The 18,627-nt window shown below is 60.9% G+C and carries 14 protein-coding genes and 1 pseudogene; 7 read left to right on the top strand and 8 right to left on the bottom strand.

What is annotated here, in order from left to right:
• Positions 1-57: 57 nt before the first annotated feature.
• Both queF and copI read right to left on the bottom strand, forming a co-directional pair.
• Positions 58-888 (bottom strand): NADPH-dependent 7-cyano-7-deazaguanine reductase QueF, encoded by an 831-nt coding sequence (queF, locus tag JFV30_RS05375; protein ID WP_201122326.1) that lies wholly within the window; start codon positions 886-888, stop codon positions 58-60.
• Positions 889-945: 57 nt separating this feature from the next.
• The gene (gene copI, locus JFV30_RS05370) at positions 946-1,470 is read right to left on the bottom strand and encodes a copper-resistant cuproprotein CopI (protein WP_201122323.1); all 525 of its coding nucleotides are present in this window, start codon (positions 1,468-1,470) and stop codon (positions 946-948) included.
• A 156-nt stretch (positions 1,471-1,626) separates the two neighbouring features.
• Here copI and JFV30_RS05365 point away from each other — a divergent pair, with 156 nt between their 5' ends.
• Together JFV30_RS05365 and JFV30_RS05360 are read left to right on the top strand one after the other, a co-directional pair.
• On the top strand, positions 1,627-2,307 hold the full coding sequence (locus JFV30_RS05365; RefSeq protein ID WP_201122321.1) for a heavy metal response regulator transcription factor: 681 nt from the start codon (positions 1,627-1,629) through the stop codon (positions 2,305-2,307).
• A pseudogene (locus JFV30_RS05360) lies at positions 2,307-3,658 on the top strand (heavy metal sensor histidine kinase). Before JFV30_RS05365 ends, JFV30_RS05360 begins: the two are co-directional and overlap by 1 nt.
• A gap of 118 nt (positions 3,659-3,776) precedes the next feature.
• Here JFV30_RS05360 and JFV30_RS05355 read toward each other — a convergent pair.
• The 3 genes from JFV30_RS05355 to JFV30_RS05345 are packed head-to-tail and all read right to left on the bottom strand — an operon-like array spanning position 3,777 to position 7,021.
• Entirely contained in the window at positions 3,777-5,021 is a 1,245-nt protein-coding gene (locus JFV30_RS05355) for a lipoprotein-releasing ABC transporter permease subunit (protein WP_010176339.1), read from the bottom strand.
• Between the two features lie 58 nt (positions 5,022-5,079).
• Entirely contained in the window at positions 5,080-5,763 is a 684-nt protein-coding gene (lolD, locus tag JFV30_RS05350) for a lipoprotein-releasing ABC transporter ATP-binding protein LolD (RefSeq protein ID WP_017477213.1), read from the bottom strand.
• Between the two features lie 7 nt (positions 5,764-5,770).
• Positions 5,771-7,021, bottom strand: a complete 1,251-nt coding sequence (locus JFV30_RS05345; protein WP_201122319.1) for a lipoprotein-releasing ABC transporter permease subunit — start codon at positions 7,019-7,021, stop codon at positions 5,771-5,773.
• Positions 7,022-7,115: 94 nt separating this feature from the next.
• Here JFV30_RS05345 and JFV30_RS05340 point away from each other — a divergent pair, with 94 nt between their 5' ends.
• Together JFV30_RS05340 and JFV30_RS05335 are read left to right on the top strand one after the other, a co-directional pair.
• Positions 7,116-7,700 carry a PilZ domain-containing protein gene (locus JFV30_RS05340; RefSeq protein ID WP_010176342.1) on the top strand — a complete coding sequence of 195 codons (585 nt, stop codon included), beginning with the start codon at positions 7,116-7,118 and terminating at the stop codon, positions 7,698-7,700.
• A gap of 66 nt (positions 7,701-7,766) precedes the next feature.
• Complete coding sequence (locus JFV30_RS05335) at positions 7,767-8,489, top strand: glycerophosphodiester phosphodiesterase (RefSeq protein ID WP_003218946.1); 723 nt, start codon at positions 7,767-7,769, stop codon at positions 8,487-8,489.
• Between the two features lie 20 nt (positions 8,490-8,509).
• Here JFV30_RS05335 and sthA read toward each other — a convergent pair whose 3' ends face one another.
• Entirely contained in the window at positions 8,510-9,925 is a 1,416-nt protein-coding gene (sthA, locus tag JFV30_RS05330) for a Si-specific NAD(P)(+) transhydrogenase (protein WP_201122317.1), read from the bottom strand.
• A 189-nt stretch (positions 9,926-10,114) separates the two neighbouring features.
• On the bottom strand, positions 10,115-11,125 hold the full coding sequence (locus JFV30_RS05325; protein ID WP_201122315.1) for an FAD:protein FMN transferase: 1,011 nt from the start codon (positions 11,123-11,125) through the stop codon (positions 10,115-10,117).
• A gap of 64 nt (positions 11,126-11,189) precedes the next feature.
• Here JFV30_RS05325 and JFV30_RS05320 point away from each other — a divergent pair, with 64 nt between their 5' ends.
• On the top strand, positions 11,190-11,732 hold the full coding sequence (locus JFV30_RS05320; RefSeq protein ID WP_201122313.1) for a chalcone isomerase family protein: 543 nt from the start codon (positions 11,190-11,192) through the stop codon (positions 11,730-11,732).
• A 172-nt stretch (positions 11,733-11,904) separates the two neighbouring features.
• A complete protein-coding gene (gene tcuC, locus JFV30_RS05315; RefSeq protein WP_201122311.1) occupies positions 11,905-13,203 on the top strand; it encodes an MFS transporter in 1,299 nt (432 codons plus the stop codon).
• 163 nt (positions 13,204-13,366) lie between these two features.
• On the opposite strand, the gene JFV30_RS05310 is transcribed toward tcuC, so the two are convergent.
• A complete protein-coding gene (locus JFV30_RS05310; protein WP_029616136.1) occupies positions 13,367-14,830 on the bottom strand; it encodes a glyceraldehyde-3-phosphate dehydrogenase in 1,464 nt (487 codons plus the stop codon).
• A gap of 339 nt (positions 14,831-15,169) precedes the next feature.
• On the opposite strand from JFV30_RS05310, the gene mfd reads away from it, so the two are divergent.
• Positions 15,170-18,619, top strand: a complete 3,450-nt coding sequence (gene mfd, locus JFV30_RS05305; RefSeq protein ID WP_010176349.1) for a transcription-repair coupling factor — start codon at positions 15,170-15,172, stop codon at positions 18,617-18,619.
• The last annotated feature ends 8 nt before the right edge of the window (positions 18,620-18,627 follow it).

Here is an 18,627-nt window from a genome sequence, read left to right as displayed (position 1 = left end):
TGGCAGATACACCGCTTTCGCGAGCAAGCCCGCTCCCACATTTATTTTGGGTGAAGGCTACTGACGCGCCAGACGCACGTTCTGGAACTGCACAGCTTCCGTACTGCGGTACGGGTTGATATCCAGCCCGCCCCGACGCACATACCGCGCATACACCGTCAATTTCTCCGGCTTGAGCAGACGTTGCAGGTCGAGAAAGATCCGCTCCACGCATTGTTCATGGAAGTCCGAGTGCTGGCGGAAGCTCACCAGGTACTCCAGCAGACTGGCATGATCCAGTGCCGCACCGCGGTACTCCACCGCCACACTGCCCCAGTCGGGCTGGCTGGTCACCGGGCAGTTGGACTTGAGCAGATGGCTGTGGACGCTCTCCTCCACCACACGCGAATCGTCGCAACGCAGCAATTCCGGACGCGGGTGCTCGTAGTTGCTGACGGTAATGTCCAGGTCATCAATGCACACACCCGGCAACGCAACCACGCCTTCGGCTTCAACCTCGCCCAGGCTGCGGATGCGCACGCCAACAGGCTTGCCGGCGGCGGCACTCAGGTCGGAGCGCAAGGTCGCCTCAAGGCTCTGCACATCGGCAAACGCGGTCTGGTTCAGCGAGTTGAGGTACAGCTTGAACGACTTCGACTCGATGATGTTCGGCGAGTCGGCCGGAATGCTGAATTCACCGATGGCCACCACCGGCTTGCCGGATGGCAGCAGCCAGGACAGTTCGAAGCAGTTCCAGAAATCCACGCCTGTGTACGGCAGGGTCTCGGCGCTCAGGCCCAGCTCGGCCCACTTGGCGGCGCGAGGGATCGGGAACAGCAACGAAGGGGTGTAAGTGGAGATGTATTCACTGGACTTGCCCAGCGGCGAATGTTCGGCTGCGGGATGCATGGCGGAAACCTGGCTAAATAAACGCGGCCATTCTACCCGCCTTTGCACCCCAGTTGCTTACTGGCTGACCGTCAGCTTGCCCACCATGCCCGCCTGGTAGTGGCCGGGGATGTTACAGGCGAACTCCAGGCCGGTAGCCTTGGCAAAGGTCCAGGTCAATTCAGCGGTCTTGCCCGGCTCTACCAGCACGCCGTTGGGGTCGTCGTGTTTCATGCCGCCCATGTCGCCATGGCCCATGGCACTGTGGTCCATTTTGCCCATGCCTGTGGCCGTCAGCATGCCGCTGGCCTGCATTTGGAGCATTTCTTTCTGATGGGCCGCGTGCATGGCGGCGTCGCCAAGGTTGAACTCATGCAGCAACTGGCCCTTGTTGACCAGCACAAAGCGCACGGTCTCACCGGCTTTTACATCGATGGCCTTGGGCGAAAAGGAAATGTCCTGCAGCACCACTTCCACAGTACGCGTGGCCTTGGCCGCCGGTGCAGCCTCACCGAAGGCGAAGGTTTCAGCCGGGGATGCCAGCACTGGAAAACTCAGCGCCATCAAGCAACCAGCCAACAGCCAGGATTTACGCAAAAACATGCTCACACTCCAAGGGTTCGGAATCAGTCTGTGGGACACTTTACGAACGCACGGCTGCCAGCCACCTGACTGTCAGATTACAACTTTGTCAGCTTGAGCCTACCGCCGGGTGTGCGCTGTATAAAGTCTGTGTTTACGTAACGCCATGAGCCGCCCATGAAACTGCTGATCGTCGAAGACCAACCGAAAACCGGCCACTACCTGCGCCAGGGCCTGGCCGAGGCCGGGTTCAACACCGAACTGGTGGCCGATGGCACCAGCGGTCAGCACCTTGCGCTGACCGGCGACTACGACCTGCTGATCCTCGATGTGATGCTGCCGGGCCGCGATGGCTGGCAAATTCTTCAGGCCGTGCGCGTGGCCGGGCTGGACATGCCGGTGCTGTTCCTCACCGCGCGAGACGCCGTGGAAGACCGGGTGCACGGCCTGGAACTGGGCGCCGACGACTATCTGGTCAAGCCCTTCGCGTTTTCCGAATTGCTGGCCCGGGTGCGCAGCCTGCTGCGCCGTGGCAGCAGCACACCCCAGGAAACCAGCCTGCAACTGGCCGACCTGCGCCTGGACCTCATCCGCCGCCGGGTAGAGCGCGACGGCCAGCGCCTCGACCTCACGGCCAAGGAGTTTTCGCTGCTGGAACTGCTGCTGCGCCGCCAGGGCGAAGTGTTGCCCAAGTCGCTGATTGCCTCCCAGGTGTGGGACATGAACTTCGACAGCGACACCAACATCATCGAGGTCGCGATCCGCCGCTTGCGCTTGAAAGTCGACGATAACTTTCCCAACAAGTTGATCCACACGGTGCGCGGCATGGGCTACGTGCTTGAGGAGCGGTTCAGTTGATGAAACGGATTTCCCTGGCCAGCCGCCTGGCGCTGCTGTTTGCCGGCTGTACCGCCGTGGTTTCATTGCTGGCCGGCGTGCTGTTCAACCATGCCAGCGAGGCGCACTTTATCGAGCTGGACCAACAGTTGCTCGACGGCAAGCTGCTGGCACTGCGCAGTACGCTAAAGGGTGCCGACACGCCCGCCTTGTTTGCGCGGCAAGAACCAAAGCTGCGGGAAGAACTCAATCGTCAGCCCGATCTCGCGCTACGCATTACTGCAGGCGATCAGCGCTGGTTCGACAGCGCACCGGGCGTCACCCTGCCCCGAACACCTGGCCTGCACAGTGTGCAGAACGCCGGAACCCAGTACCGCGTCTACAACGCGCCGCTCGTTCCCGGGAACGCGGACGCCCCCCAACTGACGCTGATGCTCGACATCACCCACCACCAACACTTCCTGCAACGCATGCAGCATCTGATCTGGTTGACCGTCGGCCTATCCGCCCTGGCCACCGCCCTGCTTGGTGCCTGGGCCGCCCGCAGCGGGTTGCGACCACTGAGGCGCATGAGCGAAGTCGCCGGCAACGTGTCCGCCCATTCCCTGACCCAGCGCCTGCCCCAGGGCCAAATGCCCGCCGAGCTGGCAGAGCTGGCCCAATCCTTCAACGCGATGCTCGGTCGCCTGGACGATGCCTTCCAGCGCCTCTCGGCGTTTTCTGCCGACATCGCCCATGAATTGCGCACGCCGCTGTCGAATCTGCTGACACAGACCCAGGTCATCCTCACGCAGCCACGGGCGCTGGAGGACTACCGCGAAGCCCTGCACAGCAATCTGGAAGAACTGCAATGGATGGCGCAGTTGGTCAATGACATGTTGTACCTGGCCAAGGCGGACCATGGGCTGCTGGTGCCCAAGCGTGAAACCCTGGCGCTGGCGGACGAAGCGGATGCCTTGCTGGAGTTTTTGCGCCGTTGGCGGAAGACGTCCAGGTGAGGCTGGTTCAGGAAGGCGGCGCCAATACCTCAGGTGACCGCAGCATGTTGCGCCGTGCGATTTCCAATCTGCTGGATAACGCATTGCGCTTCACCCCGCCGGGTGGCGAAGTCAGCGTGCGGATTGTCGAGGGTGTGCAAGGCGTGAGATTGAGCGTGGAAAACACCGGGGAAGGCATTCCAGAGGCGTTGTTGCCAAGGTTGTTTGACCGGTTTTACCGGGCAGATCCGGCGCGGCATGAAGGGAGTAGCGAGCATGCGGGGCTGGGGCTGGCGATTACCCAGTCGATTGTTCGGGCCCATGGCGGGCGGATTTCCTGTGAGTCGGCGGCGGGTTGGACGCGGTTTGTGATTGAGTTGCCGCAGGGGCATTGATGCAAGCTGTTCCGACCCTTTCGCGAGCAAGCCCGCTCCCACATTTCGATCGCATTCGTCCTGAATGCACTCGGTCAAAATGTGGGAGCGGGCTTGCTCGCGAAGGCGGCCTTAAGAACTACGAATACCTGAGGGCATGCGCCGGCTCGATCTTCGCCGCCCGATACGCCGGATAGATCGTCGCCAAAAAGCTCAACACAAACCCTGCCGAGCAAATCAGCAACACATCCCCGCCCTGCAATTCCGAAGGCAGGTTGCTGACGAAATACACGTCCGAACTGAAGATATGCTGCCCGGTCACCCGCTCCAGCCACCCCACCAGTTCACTGACGTTCAGCGCCGCGATCACGCCGAGGATGCCGCCTATCAACGTGCCGACTATGCCGATCACCGTGCCCTGCACCATGAAAATCGCCATGATCTGCCGCGGCGTGGCGCCGATGGTGCGCAGGATCGCAATGTCCGCGCCCTTGTCGTTCACCACCATGATCAAGGTCGCGATGATGTTGAACGCCGCCACGGCAACGATCATCAGCAACAGCAGGCCGATCATGGTTTTTTCCATCTTCATCGCGCTGAACAGGCTGCCCTGGGTGTGAGTCCAGTCGTCCGCCTTGTAATCGGCGCCAAGGCTGGCGGCGATGTCCGCCGACACCTTGGGCGCCGCGTACAGGTCTTTCACCGCCAGGCGCACGCTTTGCACCTGGTTCGGCTCCCAATGCTGAATTTCTGCGGCGTCGGCCATGTGGATCAGGGCCATGGAGCCGTCCAGCTCAGCCCCCACCTTGAACACACCCACCACATTCAAGCGCTGCATGCGTGGGGTGATGCCACCGGGGGCGCTGCTGATTTCCGGCACGATCAGGGTCAGCTTGTCGCCCACATTCAAGCGAAAACGCCGGGCCGTGATCTCGCCAATCACCACACCGAACTCGCCCGGTTTCAGGTCTTCCAGATGACCCTGGACAATATGTTGGGCCACGATCGACACCTTGCCTTCCTGGGCCGGATCAACGCCGCTGATCTCGATCGGCTGCATCGCGCCCTTGTAGGAAAGCATGCCGTCCATCTGTGTGAACGGTACCGCAGCGGTGACTTCCGGATTCTTCATCGCCGCATCTGCCACCGGCTGCCAGTCGCTGATGGGCTTCACGCCAACGATGGTCGCGTGGGGCACCATGCCGAGGATGCGTGAGCTCATTTCCCGCTGGAAACCGTTCATCACCGACAACACCACGATCATCGCCAGCACGCCCAGGGCGAGGCCGATCATCGAGGTCATCGAGATAAACGAAACAAAACGGTTGCGGCGCTTGGCGCGGGTATAGCGCGTGCCGATGAAAATCGATAACGGTCTGAACATTCGCGGGCACCGTTGAAAAAATAGAAAACCCGGCGTCACGCGCCGGGCTTGAAACAGGTCAGATGGCGACCAGATGACCTTCCTGCAGGTGCAGCACGCGGTCCATCTGGCGGGCCATGCTCATGTCATGGGTCACCACCAGGAACGCGGTGCGCATCTGGGTGCTCAGCTCCAGCATCAAGTCCTTGATGCCCTGGGCGGTGTGGGAGTCGAGGTTGCCGGTAGGCTCGTCGAGCATCACCAGGCCCGGGTTGTTGACCAGAGCGCGGGCAATCGCCACACGCTGGCGCTCGCCGCCGGACAATTCAGCCGGTTTGTGCTCCAGGCGATGGCCCAGGCCGACCCGTTCCAGCAACGCCTTGGCACGCTGGCGTGCTTCCGGGATCGCGGTCTTGCCGATCAACAGCGGCATGCAGACGTTTTCCAGAGCAGTGAACTCAGGCAGCAAGTGGTGGAACTGATACACAAAACCCAGCGAGCGGTTACGCAACTGGCCACGGGCCTTCTCGCCCAGGGCCGACAGTTCTTCGCCGGCCAGCCAGACGCTGCCCTGGGACGGCGTATCAAGGCCGCCCAACAGGTTGAGCAAGGTACTTTTACCGGAACCGGAACTGCCGACGATCGCCACGCGCTCGCCCGGGTGCAGTTCCAGCTGCAGGTTGGACAGCACCACCACGGATTCCGGGCCTTCCTCGTAGGATTTGCCCAGGTTGCGGCAGCTCAGGATTGCTTTTTCACTCATGCCCGATTCACTCATAACGTAAAGCCTGCGCCGGCTGGGTACGTGCCGCGCGCCAGGCTGGATACAGGGTGGCAAGGAAACTCAGGACCAACGCGCAAGCCCCGACCATCAACACGTCCTGGCTCTGCACCTGGGACGGCAAGTAGTCGATGAAGTAGACGTCGGAGTTCAGGAATTTGTGGCCGATCAACACTTCCAGCCCGGCGATGGCGGCGCTGACGTTCAGCGCGGCGAGAACCCCCACCACGGTGCCGATCAAGGTACCGACGACGCCGATCACCGTGCCCTGCACCATGAAGATCGCCATGATCTGCCCCGGCGTGGCGCCGAGGGTGCGCAGGATGGCGATATCGCCCTTCTTGTCGTTCACCACCATCACCAGCGTGGAGATGATGTTGAAGGCGGCCACGGCGACGATCAGCAGCAACAGCAGGCCGATCATGGCTTTTTCCATGCGGATGGCCTGGTACAGGTTGCCGTGGGTCCGGGTCCAGTCGCGGGCGTAGTACTGGTTCTCACCCAGGTGCTGGGCAATTTCCCACGAGGTACGCGGCGCGTCGAACAGGTCGTTGAACTTGAGGCGCAGGCCCTGGACCTGGTCCGGCTTCCAGCGATGCAGGCGGGCCAGGTCGGTCAGGTTGGTCAACCCCAGGTAGCCGTCGATCTCACCGGCGCCGACATGAAAGATGCCGACCACGGTAAAACGCTTCATGCGCGGGAACATGCCGGCCGGGGTCACGGTGACTTCCGGTGCGACGAAGGTCAGCTTGTCGCCGATGCCCACGCCGAGCTTGGCCGCAGCCTTGTCGCCGATAGCAATGCCAAAGCTGCCGGGCGACAAGTCGTCCAGTTTGCCCTGTTGCATGAAGTTATCGATGATCGAGACGTTGCGTTCCTGCGCCGGATCGATGGCATTGAGCAGGACTTTCTGCACCTTGCCGTCGTTGGTCAACAGGCCCTGCATCTGGGTGAAAGGCGCAACCGCCAGCACTTTGGGGTTCTGCTTGACCTTGGCGGCCAGGCTTTGCCAGTCGCTGATGGGCTCACCCGACTCGATGGTCGCGTGGGGCACCATGCCCAGCACGCGCGTGCGCATCTCATGATCGAAGCCGTTCATCACCGACAGCACCACGATCATCACGACAACGCCAAGGGCGAGCCCGATAATCGAGGTCAAGGAAATGAACGACACAAAATGATTGCGACGTTTTGCACGGGTATAACGCGTGCCAATAAATACGAAGAGAGGTCTGAACATGTCGGGGCTTGTTCGGAGGAAAAGAAGACGTCCTTGTGGCGGGGTCAGGTAAGCAGCTTTACACTCAGACCATCACCGCTGCCTTGGGTTCGCCATGTCGACATTAGATGAAGAAGATCGCCGCGAATACTACCGTATCGAGGACATGATCGCACTGGAAATTACCCCGCTGTCGGGCCCGGAAGCGCTGAGCAAGGAAGTGTTGCTGGATGATTCCCCGCTGTTCAATCTGCTCAGCGAATTGCACCTGAGTGAATTCGAATCCCAGCACCTGCTGCGCCAGATCGGCGAGCGGGACCGCACCCTCGCCGCCTTCCTCAAAGTGCAGAACAAACGCATCGACCTGCTTAGCCAGATCATGGCGCAAAGCCTGCTGGGCGAGATCGGCACCCCGCAGCCCGTGGTCATCTCCGAAGGCGGCATCGAGTTCCTGAACCCTACGGCAATCCAGCCCGACAGCCACCTGGCGGTCAAGCTGGTGTTGATGCCACAAGCCCTCGGCCTGCTGCTGCGGGCCAAGGTCACCCATTGCGATGCCAAGACCGGCGGCTTTGAAGTCGGCACTGAATTCGAAGCCATGACCGATGCCCAACGCCAGTTGCTGGCGCGCTATATCCTGCAGAAACAGGCTCAGGAACGGCGCCTGGCACGGGAAAAAAGCGAAGAGTCCGACACCTGAATACGAACACTGAATGGCGCGTCGCGCCATCCATCCAGCCAGGAACCCTGGCGTAAAGGAGCAACTGTGACCCTGATTTATGGCCACCGCGGTGCCAAAGGCGAAGCACCGGAAAACACCCTGACCAGCTTCCAGGAATGCCTCAAGCACGGCGTGCGCCGTTGCGAACTGGATTTGCACCTGTCCATGGACGGCGAGTTGATGGTCATTCACGACCCGACCCTCAAGCGCACCACCGACCGGCGCGGCAAGGTCGTCGAGTATTCGGCCGCCGACCTGGTGAAGATGGACGCACGCAAAGGCGGCCCGGGCTGGGTCAACCCCTGCCCGATCCCACGCCTGGAAGAGCTGTTCGAACAGTGCGACTTCGATCACTGGCAACTGGAAGTCAAAAGCGCATCGCGCACCCGTGCGGCAACCACCGTACTGGCCATCCGTGAAATGGCTCAGCGTTTCGGGCTGATGGACAAGGTCACCGTGACCTCAAGCTCGCGGGAAGTATTGAAAGCCGCGCTGGACCTCACTCCGGACCTGTCCCGTGGGCTGGTAGCCGAATACGCCTGGCTCGACCCGTTGAAGGTGGCGGCCAACTATGGCTGTGAGATTCTGGCGTTGAACTGGACGTTGTGCACCCCTGAACGTCTGGAAAAAGCCCAGCGCCAGGGTTTGCACGTGTCCGTGTGGACAGTCAACGAACCCGCGCTGATGCGCAGGCTCGCCGACTTCGGCGTAGATAGCCTGATTACAGACTTTCCCGGTTTGGCCACTGCCACCCTCGGGAATTACTGAAATCGGTCTCCCCGGCCGGCTCAGGCCACCGGCCGGAGCCGCTCAAAAAGCCGGTTGAGGCCGTCGTAGGCCGCTACCCGATAGGCTTCAGCCATGGTCGGGTAGTTGAAGGTGGTGTTGACGAAATACTTGAGGGTATTCAGCTCACCCGGCTGGTTCATGATCGCCTGGCCGATGTGCACGATCTCCGACGCCTGGTAACCGAAGCAATGCACGCCGAGGACTTCCAGGGTTTCACGGTGGAACAGGATCTTCAGCATGCCTTGCGGCTCACCGGCGATCTGCGCACGCGCCATGCTCTTGAAGAACGCCTTGCCGACTTCGTAAGGCACCTTGGCCTTGGTCAGTTCGTGCTCGTTCTTGCCGATCGAACTGATCTCGGGAATGGTGTAGATCCCGGTCGGCACGTCGTTGACGTAGCGCCAGCTGCCGTTGTCGACAATGCTGCCGGCCGCCGAGCGGCCCTGGTCGTGGGCGGCACTGGCCAGGCTCGGCCAACCGATCACGTCACCGGCACCGTAGATGTTGGTCACGCAGGTACGGTAGTTCTCGTCCACTTCGATCTGGCCACGGCTATTCACCTTGACCCCGATGTTTTCCATGCCCAGCTTGTCGGTGTTGCCGGTACGGCCGTTGCACCAGAGCAAGGCGTCGGCCTTGATTTTCTTGCCGGACTTGAGGTGCAGGATCACACCGTTGTCCAGGCCTTCGACCCGCTCGTACTCTTCGTTGTGGCGCACAGTGATGTTGTTGTTGCTGAAGTGGTAACTCAACGCCTGGGAAATTTCCGAGTCGAGGAAGCTCAGCAACTGGTCGCGGTTATCCACCAGCTCAACCAATACACCCAGGCCGCTGAAGATCGAGGCGTATTCACAGCCGATCACGCCGGCGCCGTAGATGATCAGTTTGCGCGGGGTGTGGCCCAGGCTGAGGATGGTGTCGCTATCGTAGATACGCGGGTGGTGGAAATCGATATCCGCCGGGCGATACGGACGCGAGCCGGTAGCGATGATGATGTGCTTGGCCACCAGTTTCTCGACCACGCCGTTGGCGCAGACCACTTCGACGGTTTGCTCGTCGGCGAAGCTGCCGGTGCCGAAGAACAGGTCGACGCGGTTACGGGCATAGAAGCCGGTACGCGAGGCAACCTGTTTGGAAATGACTTTTTCAGCGCTCTTGAGCACGTCCGGGAACGAGAACCAGCGCGGCTCACCAATGGCCCGGAACATCGGGTTGGTGTTGAACTGCATGATCTGGCGCACCGAGTGACGCAAGGCCTTGGACGGGATGGTACCCAGGTGGGTGCAGTTACCGCCGACCTGGCGACGGCTATCGACCATCGCCACCTTGCGCCCTGCTTTGGCGGCATTCATCGCCGCACCTTCTCCAGCAGGGCCGGAACCCAGTACTACCACGTCGTAGTTGTAGACAGCCATGCGTACTCCTCAGAACAGGCCATGGCGCACGGTTGGGCGCCTGGCTAAATCATGCCGCGGCCAGCGGTCATGAAGGATCAAATAGGCTCAGTGTGTGAGCCGGGGCACAGTCTATAGAAGGCTTAACGCCGCGCACATTAACCCTTGGTCGCGTCGTAGGCCAGTTTTGCCTTTACTACACGGCGTTCGTTACGGCTTCACTGCCGTCAGTTGCTCGAATGCCTTGTTGCTCCGTGTGACGAAACCAGCGCCCTCACGCATCACAAAAAACGCGGCGACCTGGTGTTTTTCGGCGTATTCCCAACCCTGTTCGGGTCCGAGGATCAGCAGCAGCGTCGATAATCCATCGGCCATCAATGCCGAAGGGTGCAACACCGTCACCGATGCCAGTTGATGGGTGATCGGCGCGCCGGTCCGGGCGTCCAGGGTGTGGGAATAACGCCGACCATCCTGCTGGAAATAATTGCGATAGTCACCCGATGTCGATACACCAACGCCATCCACGGCGATGATTTTTTCGGCCACCTGCTGATCGTCGCGCGGTTCTTCCAGGGCGATGCGCCAGGGCGAGCCGTCGGGCTTGACGCCAGCGGCCTTGAGTTCGCCGGTGGCTTCGGCGAGGTAGCGATGAATGCCAAGCTGGGTGAGTTGCGCGGCAATACGGTCGACCGCGTAACCGGCGGCGATGCTGTTGAAGTCGACTTCGACGGCAGCGTCCTTGCACAGCTGGTTACCGTCGATATGCAAATACTGATGGCCGACGCGCTGGCGGACCTGCTCAAGGGCTCTCGCGTCCGGGACTTTTATCTCACGGGCCTGCGGGCCGAAGCCCCACAGGTTCATCAGCGGTTCGACCGTCAGGTCAAAAGCGCCGCCACTGGCCTGGGACAACTGCTCGCCGGTACGCACCAGGTGCAGGATGGGCGCCGGCATCGGCTGGCAACTGCGGGCCGGCAGGTCGTTGAAACGTTCGATGTCAGAGTCGCTGCGGTAGGTCGACATCTGCCGGTCGACCTCGGCCAGAATGCCCTCCACCAAACGCTGGACCTCGGCGGGGCCGGGCACGCCAGGCGCACGCACATACTGGATCGAATAGGTGCTGCCCATGGTCGGGCCACCGAAGCGCTCCAGCGAATCGCCGCCACATCCGGCCAGCGCTGCAAGTCCGCATAAAACCAAGATGTGCCGCACGCAGCCCATAAAACCTTTCGCTGTCGAAAATTGAATTAACCTGTAGGCAAGCACCTTTTCAGGACGGGGCATTATGCGGCATGTCGTTATCTGTTTATTGCTGATGTTTTCGGTGCCGGTGCTGGCGAATGAGGCGGATCGGCTCAAACAAGCCGGTTTTCCCGCGCAATCTCATCAGTTGCTGCTGAAAAACCAGGCTGTCCTGACCTACCTGTGGGCAGACGTATATGCGGCGGCGCTGTTCGCCCAGGCAGACCTGAGCGCGAAACAGGCCCTGGATCAGCAAAAAGACCTGCGCCTGGAGCTGTATTACTTTCGCGACATCGACCGCAACGATGTGATCAAGGCCGCCACCGCCACCCTTGAACGCCAGCAAACACCCGCAGCCCTCGCCCGCCTGAAGCCTGAACTGGATCAACTGCACAAAAGTTTTCGCGATATCCGCAGTGGTGACCGTTATGCGCTGGATTTTCGGCCTCAGCGCGGCCTGAGCCTGGAAATCAACGGCACAGTGGTGTTCAGCAGTCGCAATGACGAGCTGGCCAAGGCGTATCTCGGCATCTGGCTGGCACCGAAAGGCCTGTCCGACAGCCTGCGCAATACCCTCCTGAATTAATCCCCGCACCCTGCGGCAATTCGCCAGCTTGCTATCGGTTTTTTGTTGCCTGTGGTGGCTTATACACATATGGTTACAAAACTGTTCAGCGCCAGCTTCGTGCCGAGGCTTTAACAGCAGGGACGGTTGCGACCAGGGATTACTAATAAGATAGCCAAAATGAGTGCATGACATGTCCACTACAACGGGCAAGGGCAAGGCGATCTTTCGCGTTGTCAGCGGTAACTTCCTCGAGATGTTCGACTTCATGGTCTACGGCTTCTACGCCACGGCCATTGCCAAGACTTTTTTCCCCACCGACAGCGCTTTTGCCTCCCTGATGCTGTCCCTGGCGACCTTTGGCGCCGGGTTCCTGATGCGTCCTTTGGGCGCGATTTTCCTCGGTGCCTACATCGACCGTCACGGCCGTAAAAAGGGCCTGGTGATCACCCTGGCGCTGATGGCTGCCGGCACCATCCTGATTGCCTGCGTTCCCGGGTATGCCACCCTGGGCGTCGCGGCACCGTTGCTGGTGCTGTTTGGCCGCTTGCTGCAAGGCTTCTCCGCCGGCGTGGAATTGGGCGGCGTGTCGGTGTACCTGGCGGAAATCGCCACCCCGGGCCGCAAAGGCTTCTTCGTCAGCTGGCAGTCCGCCAGCCAGCAAGCTGCGGTGGTATTCGCAGGATTGCTGGGTGTGGGCCTGAACCACTGGCTCAGCCCGGAAGAAATGGGTGACTGGGGCTGGCGCGTGCCGTTCCTGATCGGCTGCCTGATCGTGCCGGTGATCTTCGTGATTCGTCGCTCCCTGGAAGAAACCCCTGAATTCCAGGCGCGCAAACATCGCCCTACGCTGCAGGAAATCGTGCGCTCCATCGGTCAGAACTTCGGCATCGTGATCGCCGGCATGGCGCTGGTGGTGATGACCACTGTGTCGTTCTACTTGATCACCGCCTACACCCCGACTTTCGGCAAGGCCGAACTGCACCTGTCGGACTTCGACGCGTTGCTGGTAACCGTATGCGTGGGCATCTCCAACTTCATCTGGCTGCCGGTGATGGGCGCAGTGTCCGATAAGATCGGCCGTAAACCCCTGCTGCTGGGGGCGACGATTCTGGCAATCCTCACGGCTTATCCGGCGCTGTCCTGGCTGGTGGCCAACCCGAGTTTCAGCCATCTGTTGATCGTGTTGCTCTGGCTGTCGTTCCTGTACGGCTCGTACAACGGTGCGATGGTGGTGGCGCTGACCGAAATCATGCCGGTAGAAGTGCGTACCACCGGTTTCTCCCTGGCCTACAGCCTGGCGACGGCGACCTTTGGTGGCTTTACTCCGGCGGCCTGTACCTACCTGATCCACGTGCTGGACAACAAGGCGGCGCCGGGGATATGGCTTAGCGGTGCGGCGGTGTTGGGCCTGATTGCCACGTTGATTTTGTTTAAAGGCAACCGTCATGAGCTGCGGACTGCGCAGGCTTCGATAGTCGGCGGCGCTTGATGGATCGCTATCGCAGGCAAGCCAGCTCCCACATTTGAGTGGATTCACACATCAACATGTGGGAGCTGGCTTGCCTGCGATGAGGCCGGTACAAACAACATAAAACCCGCAGGCATAAAAAAGCCCCGAACCAGTCGGGGCTTTTTTCATTTACCGCTGATGCTTAGCGCGGAAATGCTGGCGGGTTAACCCCGGCCATGTCTTCCATCACACGAACCACCTGGCAGCTGTAACCGAATTCGTTGTCGTACCAGACGTACAGAACAACGCGGTTATCCTGGGTGATGGTCGCTTCAGCGTCCACCACACCGGCGTGGCGCGAGCCAACGAAGTCGGTGGAAACCACTTCCTGGGAATTGACGAAGTCGATTTGCTTGTGCAGATCGGAGTGCAGCGCCATGTAGCGCAGGTACTCGTTCATCTCTTCACGGGTGGCGGCTTTCTCAAGGTTCAGGTTGAGAATGGCCATCGACACGTTCGGCGTCGGAACACGGATCGCGTTACCGGTCAGCTTGCCGGCCAGCTCAGGCAGGGCCTTGGCAGCAGCGGTGGCAGCACCGGTCTCGGTGATGACCATGTTCAGCGCGGCGCTACGGCCACGGCGATCGCCTTTGTGGAAGTTGTCGATCAGGTTCTGGTCGTTGGTGTACGAGTGAACCGTTTCAACGTGACCGTTAACGATGCCGAACTTGTCATTTACAGCTTTCAGCACCGGCACGATGGCGTTGGTGGTGCAGGAAGCGGCAGACACGATCTTGTCGTCAGCGGTGATTTCACCGTGGTTGATGCCGTGCACGATGTTCTTCAGCTTGCCCTTGCCAGGCGCAGTCAGGACAACGCGGTCGATACCCGGGCAAGCCAGGTGCTGGCCCAGGCCCTCGGCGTCACGCCACACACCGGTGTTGTCCACCAGCAGTGCGTCCTTGATGCCGTACTGGGTGTAGTCCACTTCAGCCGGGTTCTTCGCGTAGATCACCTGGATCAGGTTACCGTTGGCGGTGATGGTGTTGTTTTCTTCGTCGATGACGATGGTGCCGTTGAACGGACCGTGTACCGAGTCGCGGCGCAGCAGGCTGGCGCGTTTGGTCAGGTCGTTCTCGGCGCCCTTACGCACCACGATGGCACGCAGGCGCAGGCCGTCGCCACCACCGGTTTTTTCGATCAGGATGCGCGCCAGCAGGCGGCCGATACGACCGAAGCCGTAAAGCACAACGTCGGTGCCTTTGCGGGCTGCAGCGTTTTGCTGGCCAACCACATCGGCCATTTCTTCACGCACGAACTGCTCGGCGGTACGGCCAGCGCCTTCCTTGCGGAATTTGTAGGCCAGCTTGCCCAGGTCTACCGAGGCCGCGCCGAGCTTGAGCTCGCTCATGGCTTTAAGCAGAGGGAATGTTTCGTGGACGGAGAGTTCGCTGTCGTCGGCGGAACGATGGCGAGCAAAGCGATGAGCCTTGAGAATCGCGATGACTGATTGGTTGATCAGGCTGCGGCCATAGATCGAGCTCACCACGTTGTTATTGCGGTAGAGCTGACCGATAAGCGGAATCATCGCTTCAGCGAGTGCTTCACGGTCGATCCATTCACCAAGACACTGGTCGGGCTTCTGAGTCACGGGAACCTTCCACATGTAGGGGCAGAAAAAAGGGGCTACATTATGCCGCCCGACCGCCCTCGGAGCAATGCGCGGCCAGCAACAAAACCCCTTGCAAAAAAATAACGCCCCGCTGGAGCCCAGTAAACACGTGGCCTTCAGAGCACCCCCTTGTGGACCAATGTGACAAAGTGTCCGTAACCCTCCGAAACATACGCCGATTTCGGCACTACATAATGAGTCAAAAGACGCCTTTGTTTGTCTTAGCCACTACATTTCCTACAAACCGTAATAGGCTCAGTCAGCAACTGACAGGCGGCACTCCGGGCCGTTACAATTACCGACTTTGTCGCAACGCTTGGAGCTCAACCTTCCGTGCCCGTTCTGCGTCTACCGCTTCTCCCTGCTGCGGCAGGTAAACAGCACTGGGGCAATCTGCCCGGTGCCGCCCTGAGCCTGGCCATCGCCGAGGCTGCCAGCGCTGCCAAGCGCTTTACCCTGCTGCTCACCGCCGACAGCCAAAGTGCCGAGCGGCTGGAACAGGAGCTGAGTTTCTTCGCCCCCGATTTGCCGGTGCTGCATTTCCCGGACTGGGAAACCCTGCCCTACGATCTGTTCTCGCCGCACCAGGACATCATTTCCCAGCGCATCGCCAGCCTGTACCGCTTGCCGGAACTGGCCCACGGCGTGCTGGTGGTGCCGATCACCACGGCCTTGCACCGCCTGGCACCGACCAAGTTCCTGCTGGGCAGCAGCCTGGTGCTGGATATCGGCCAGAAGCTCGACGTGGAGCAAATGCGCACCCGGCTTGAAGCCAGCGGCTATCGCTGCGTCGACACGGTGTACGAGCACGGCGAGTTCGCGGTACGTGGCGCGTTGATCGACCTGTTCCCGATGGGCAGCAAACTGCCGTACCGGATCGACCTGTTCGACGATGAAATCGAAACCCTGCGCACCTTCGACCCTGAGAATCAGCGCTCCATCGACAAGGTGGAATCGGTCAAGCTGCTGCCGGCCCGGGAATTCCCGCTGCAAAAAGATGCGGTCACGCGCTTCAAGGCACGTTTCCGCGAACGCTTTGACGTGGACTTCCGCCGCTGCCCGATCTTCCAGGACTTGAGCAGCGGGATTACCCCCGCCGGTATCGAGTACTACCTGCCGTTGTTCTTCGACGAAACCTCCACCCTCTTCGATTACCTGCCCCAGGACACCCAGGTGTTCTCGCTGCCGGGCATCGAACAAGCGGCAGAGAATTTCTGGAATGACGTGCGCAACCGTTATGAAGAGCGCCGCGTCGACCCGTCCCGTCCTTTATTGCCACCGGCCGAACTGTTCCTGCCGGTGGAAGACTGCTTCGCCCGCCTGAAAAACTGGCCGCGAGTGGTTGCCAGCCAACAGGACGTGGATGCAGGAGCCGGCCGCGAGCGCTTCCCGGCGCAAGCGCTGCCGAACCTGGCGATTGAAGCCAAGGCCAACCAGCCGCTGGAAGCACTGTCGAATTTCCTCGGTGATTTCCCTGGCCGTGTGCTGTTTACCGCCGAATCCGCCGGGCGCCGCGAGGTGCTGCTGGAGTTGCTGGAACGTCTGAAGCTGCGACCGAAAACCGTCGACAGCTGGCCAGACTTTGTCGCGAGCAAGGATCGCCTGGCGATCACCATCGCGCCGCTGGACGAAGGCCTGCTGCTGGACGACCCGGCCCTGGCATTGATTGCCGAAAGCCCGCTGTTCGGTCAGCGCGTGATGCAGCGTCGCCGCCGCGAAAAACGTGCCGATGCCAACAACGACGCGGTAATCAAGAACCTCACCGAGCTGCGCGAAGGCGCGCCGGTGGTGCATATCGACCACGGCGTGGGCCGTTACCTGGGCCTGCAAACTCTTGAGATCGATAACCAGGTCGCTGAATTCCTCACCATGGAATACGCCGAGGGCGCCAAGCTCTACGTGCCCGTGGCCAACCTGCACCTGATCGCCCGCTACACCGGCAGCGACGACGCCCTCGCGCCGTTGCACCGCCTGGGCTCCGAGACCTGGCAGAAAGCCAAGCGCAAGGCCGCCGAGCAAGTGCGCGACGTGGCCGCTGAATTGCTCGACATTTATGCCCGCCGCGCCGCCCGCGAAGGTTATGCGTTTGCCGACCCAAAGGCCGACTACGCGACCTTCAGCGCCGGCTTTGCCTTCGAAGAAACCCCGGACCAGCAAACCACCATCGACGCCGTGCGCGCCGACATGCTCGCGCCCAAGCCAATGGACCGCCTGGTGTGCGGCGACGTGGGCTTCGGCAAGACTGAAGTCGCCATGCGCGCAGCCTTTATTGCGGTGCACGGCGGCCGCCAGGTGGCAATCCTCGTACCGACCACCCTGCTCGCCCAACAGCACTACAACAGCTTCCGCGACCGCTTTGCCGACTGGCCGGTGACCGTGGAAGTGATGAGCCGCTTCAAGTCGGCCAAGGAAGTGAACGCGGCGATTGCCGACCTGGCAGAAGGCAAGATCGACATCGTGATCGGCACCCACAAGCTGCTGTCGGACGATGTGAAGATCAAGAACCTTGGCCTGGTGATCATCGACGAAGAACACCGCTTCGGTGTCCGGCAGAAGGAACAGCTCAAGGCCCTGCGCAGTGAAGTCGACATCCTGACCCTCACCGCCACGCCGATTCCGCGCACGCTGAACATGGCGGTGTCGGGCATGCGCGACCTGTCGATCATCGCCACGCCACCGGCGCGCCGGTTGTCGGTGCGCACCTTCGTGATGGAGCAGAACAAAAGCACGGTCAAGGAAGCCCTGCTGCGTGAGTTGCTGCGCGGCGGCCAGGTTTACTACCTGCACAACGATGTAAAAACCATCGAGAAATGCGCCGCCGACCTGGCCGAACTGGTGCCGGAAGCCCGGATCGCCATCGGCCACGGGCAGATGCGCGAGCGCGAACTCGAACAGGTGATGAGCGACTTCTACCACAAGCGCTTCAACGTGCTGATCGCCTCGACCATCATCGAGACCGGCATCGACGTGCCGAGCGCCAACACCATCATCATCGAGCGGGCCGACAAGTTCGGCCTGGCGCAGTTGCACCAGTTGCGCGGCCGGGTCGGGCGCAGTCACCACCAGGCGTACGCCTATTTGCTGACGCCGCCGCGCCAGCAGATCACGTCCGACGCCGAGAAGCGCCTGGAAGCCATCGCCAATACCCAGGACCTTGGCGCCGGCTTTGTGCTGGCCACCAACGACCTGGAAATCCGTGGCGCCGGCGAACTGCTGGGCGACGGCCAGAGCGGGCAGATCCAGGCCGTGGGGTTCACCCTGTATATGGAGATGCTCGAGCGCGCGGTGAAAGCCATCCGCAAGGGCGAACAACCAAACCTCGACCAACCGCTGGGTGGCGGCCCGGAAATCAACCTGCGTTTGCCCGCGCTGATTCCCGAAGACTACCTGCCAGACGTGCACGCGCGGCTGATCCTGTACAAACGCATCGCCTCGGCCACTGACGAAGACGGCCTCAAGGACCTGCAAGTGGAGATGATCGACCGCTTCGGCCTGTTGCCGGAACCGACCAAGAACCTGGTGCGTCTGACCCTGCTCAAATTGCAGGCCGAGCAACTGGGTATCAAGAAGGTCGACGCCGGGCCGCAAGGCGGGCGTATCGAGTTCGAAGCGCAAACGCCGGTGGACCCGCTGGTGCTGATCAAGCTGATTCAGGGCCAGCCCAATCGCTACAAGTTCGAAGGGGCTACGCTGTTCAAATTCATGGTGCCGATGGAACGCGCCGAAGAACGCTTTAATACACTGGAGGCGCTGTTTGAGCGCCTCATCCCGAAATCTGCTTGAAGGACGCC

Origin of the sequence: Pseudomonas sp. TH32 (genome assembly GCF_016650855.1) — a bacterium.
Lineage (GTDB): Bacteria > Pseudomonadota > Gammaproteobacteria > Pseudomonadales > Pseudomonadaceae > Aquipseudomonas.
This window is presented reverse-complemented; position numbering and strand designations above follow the sequence as displayed.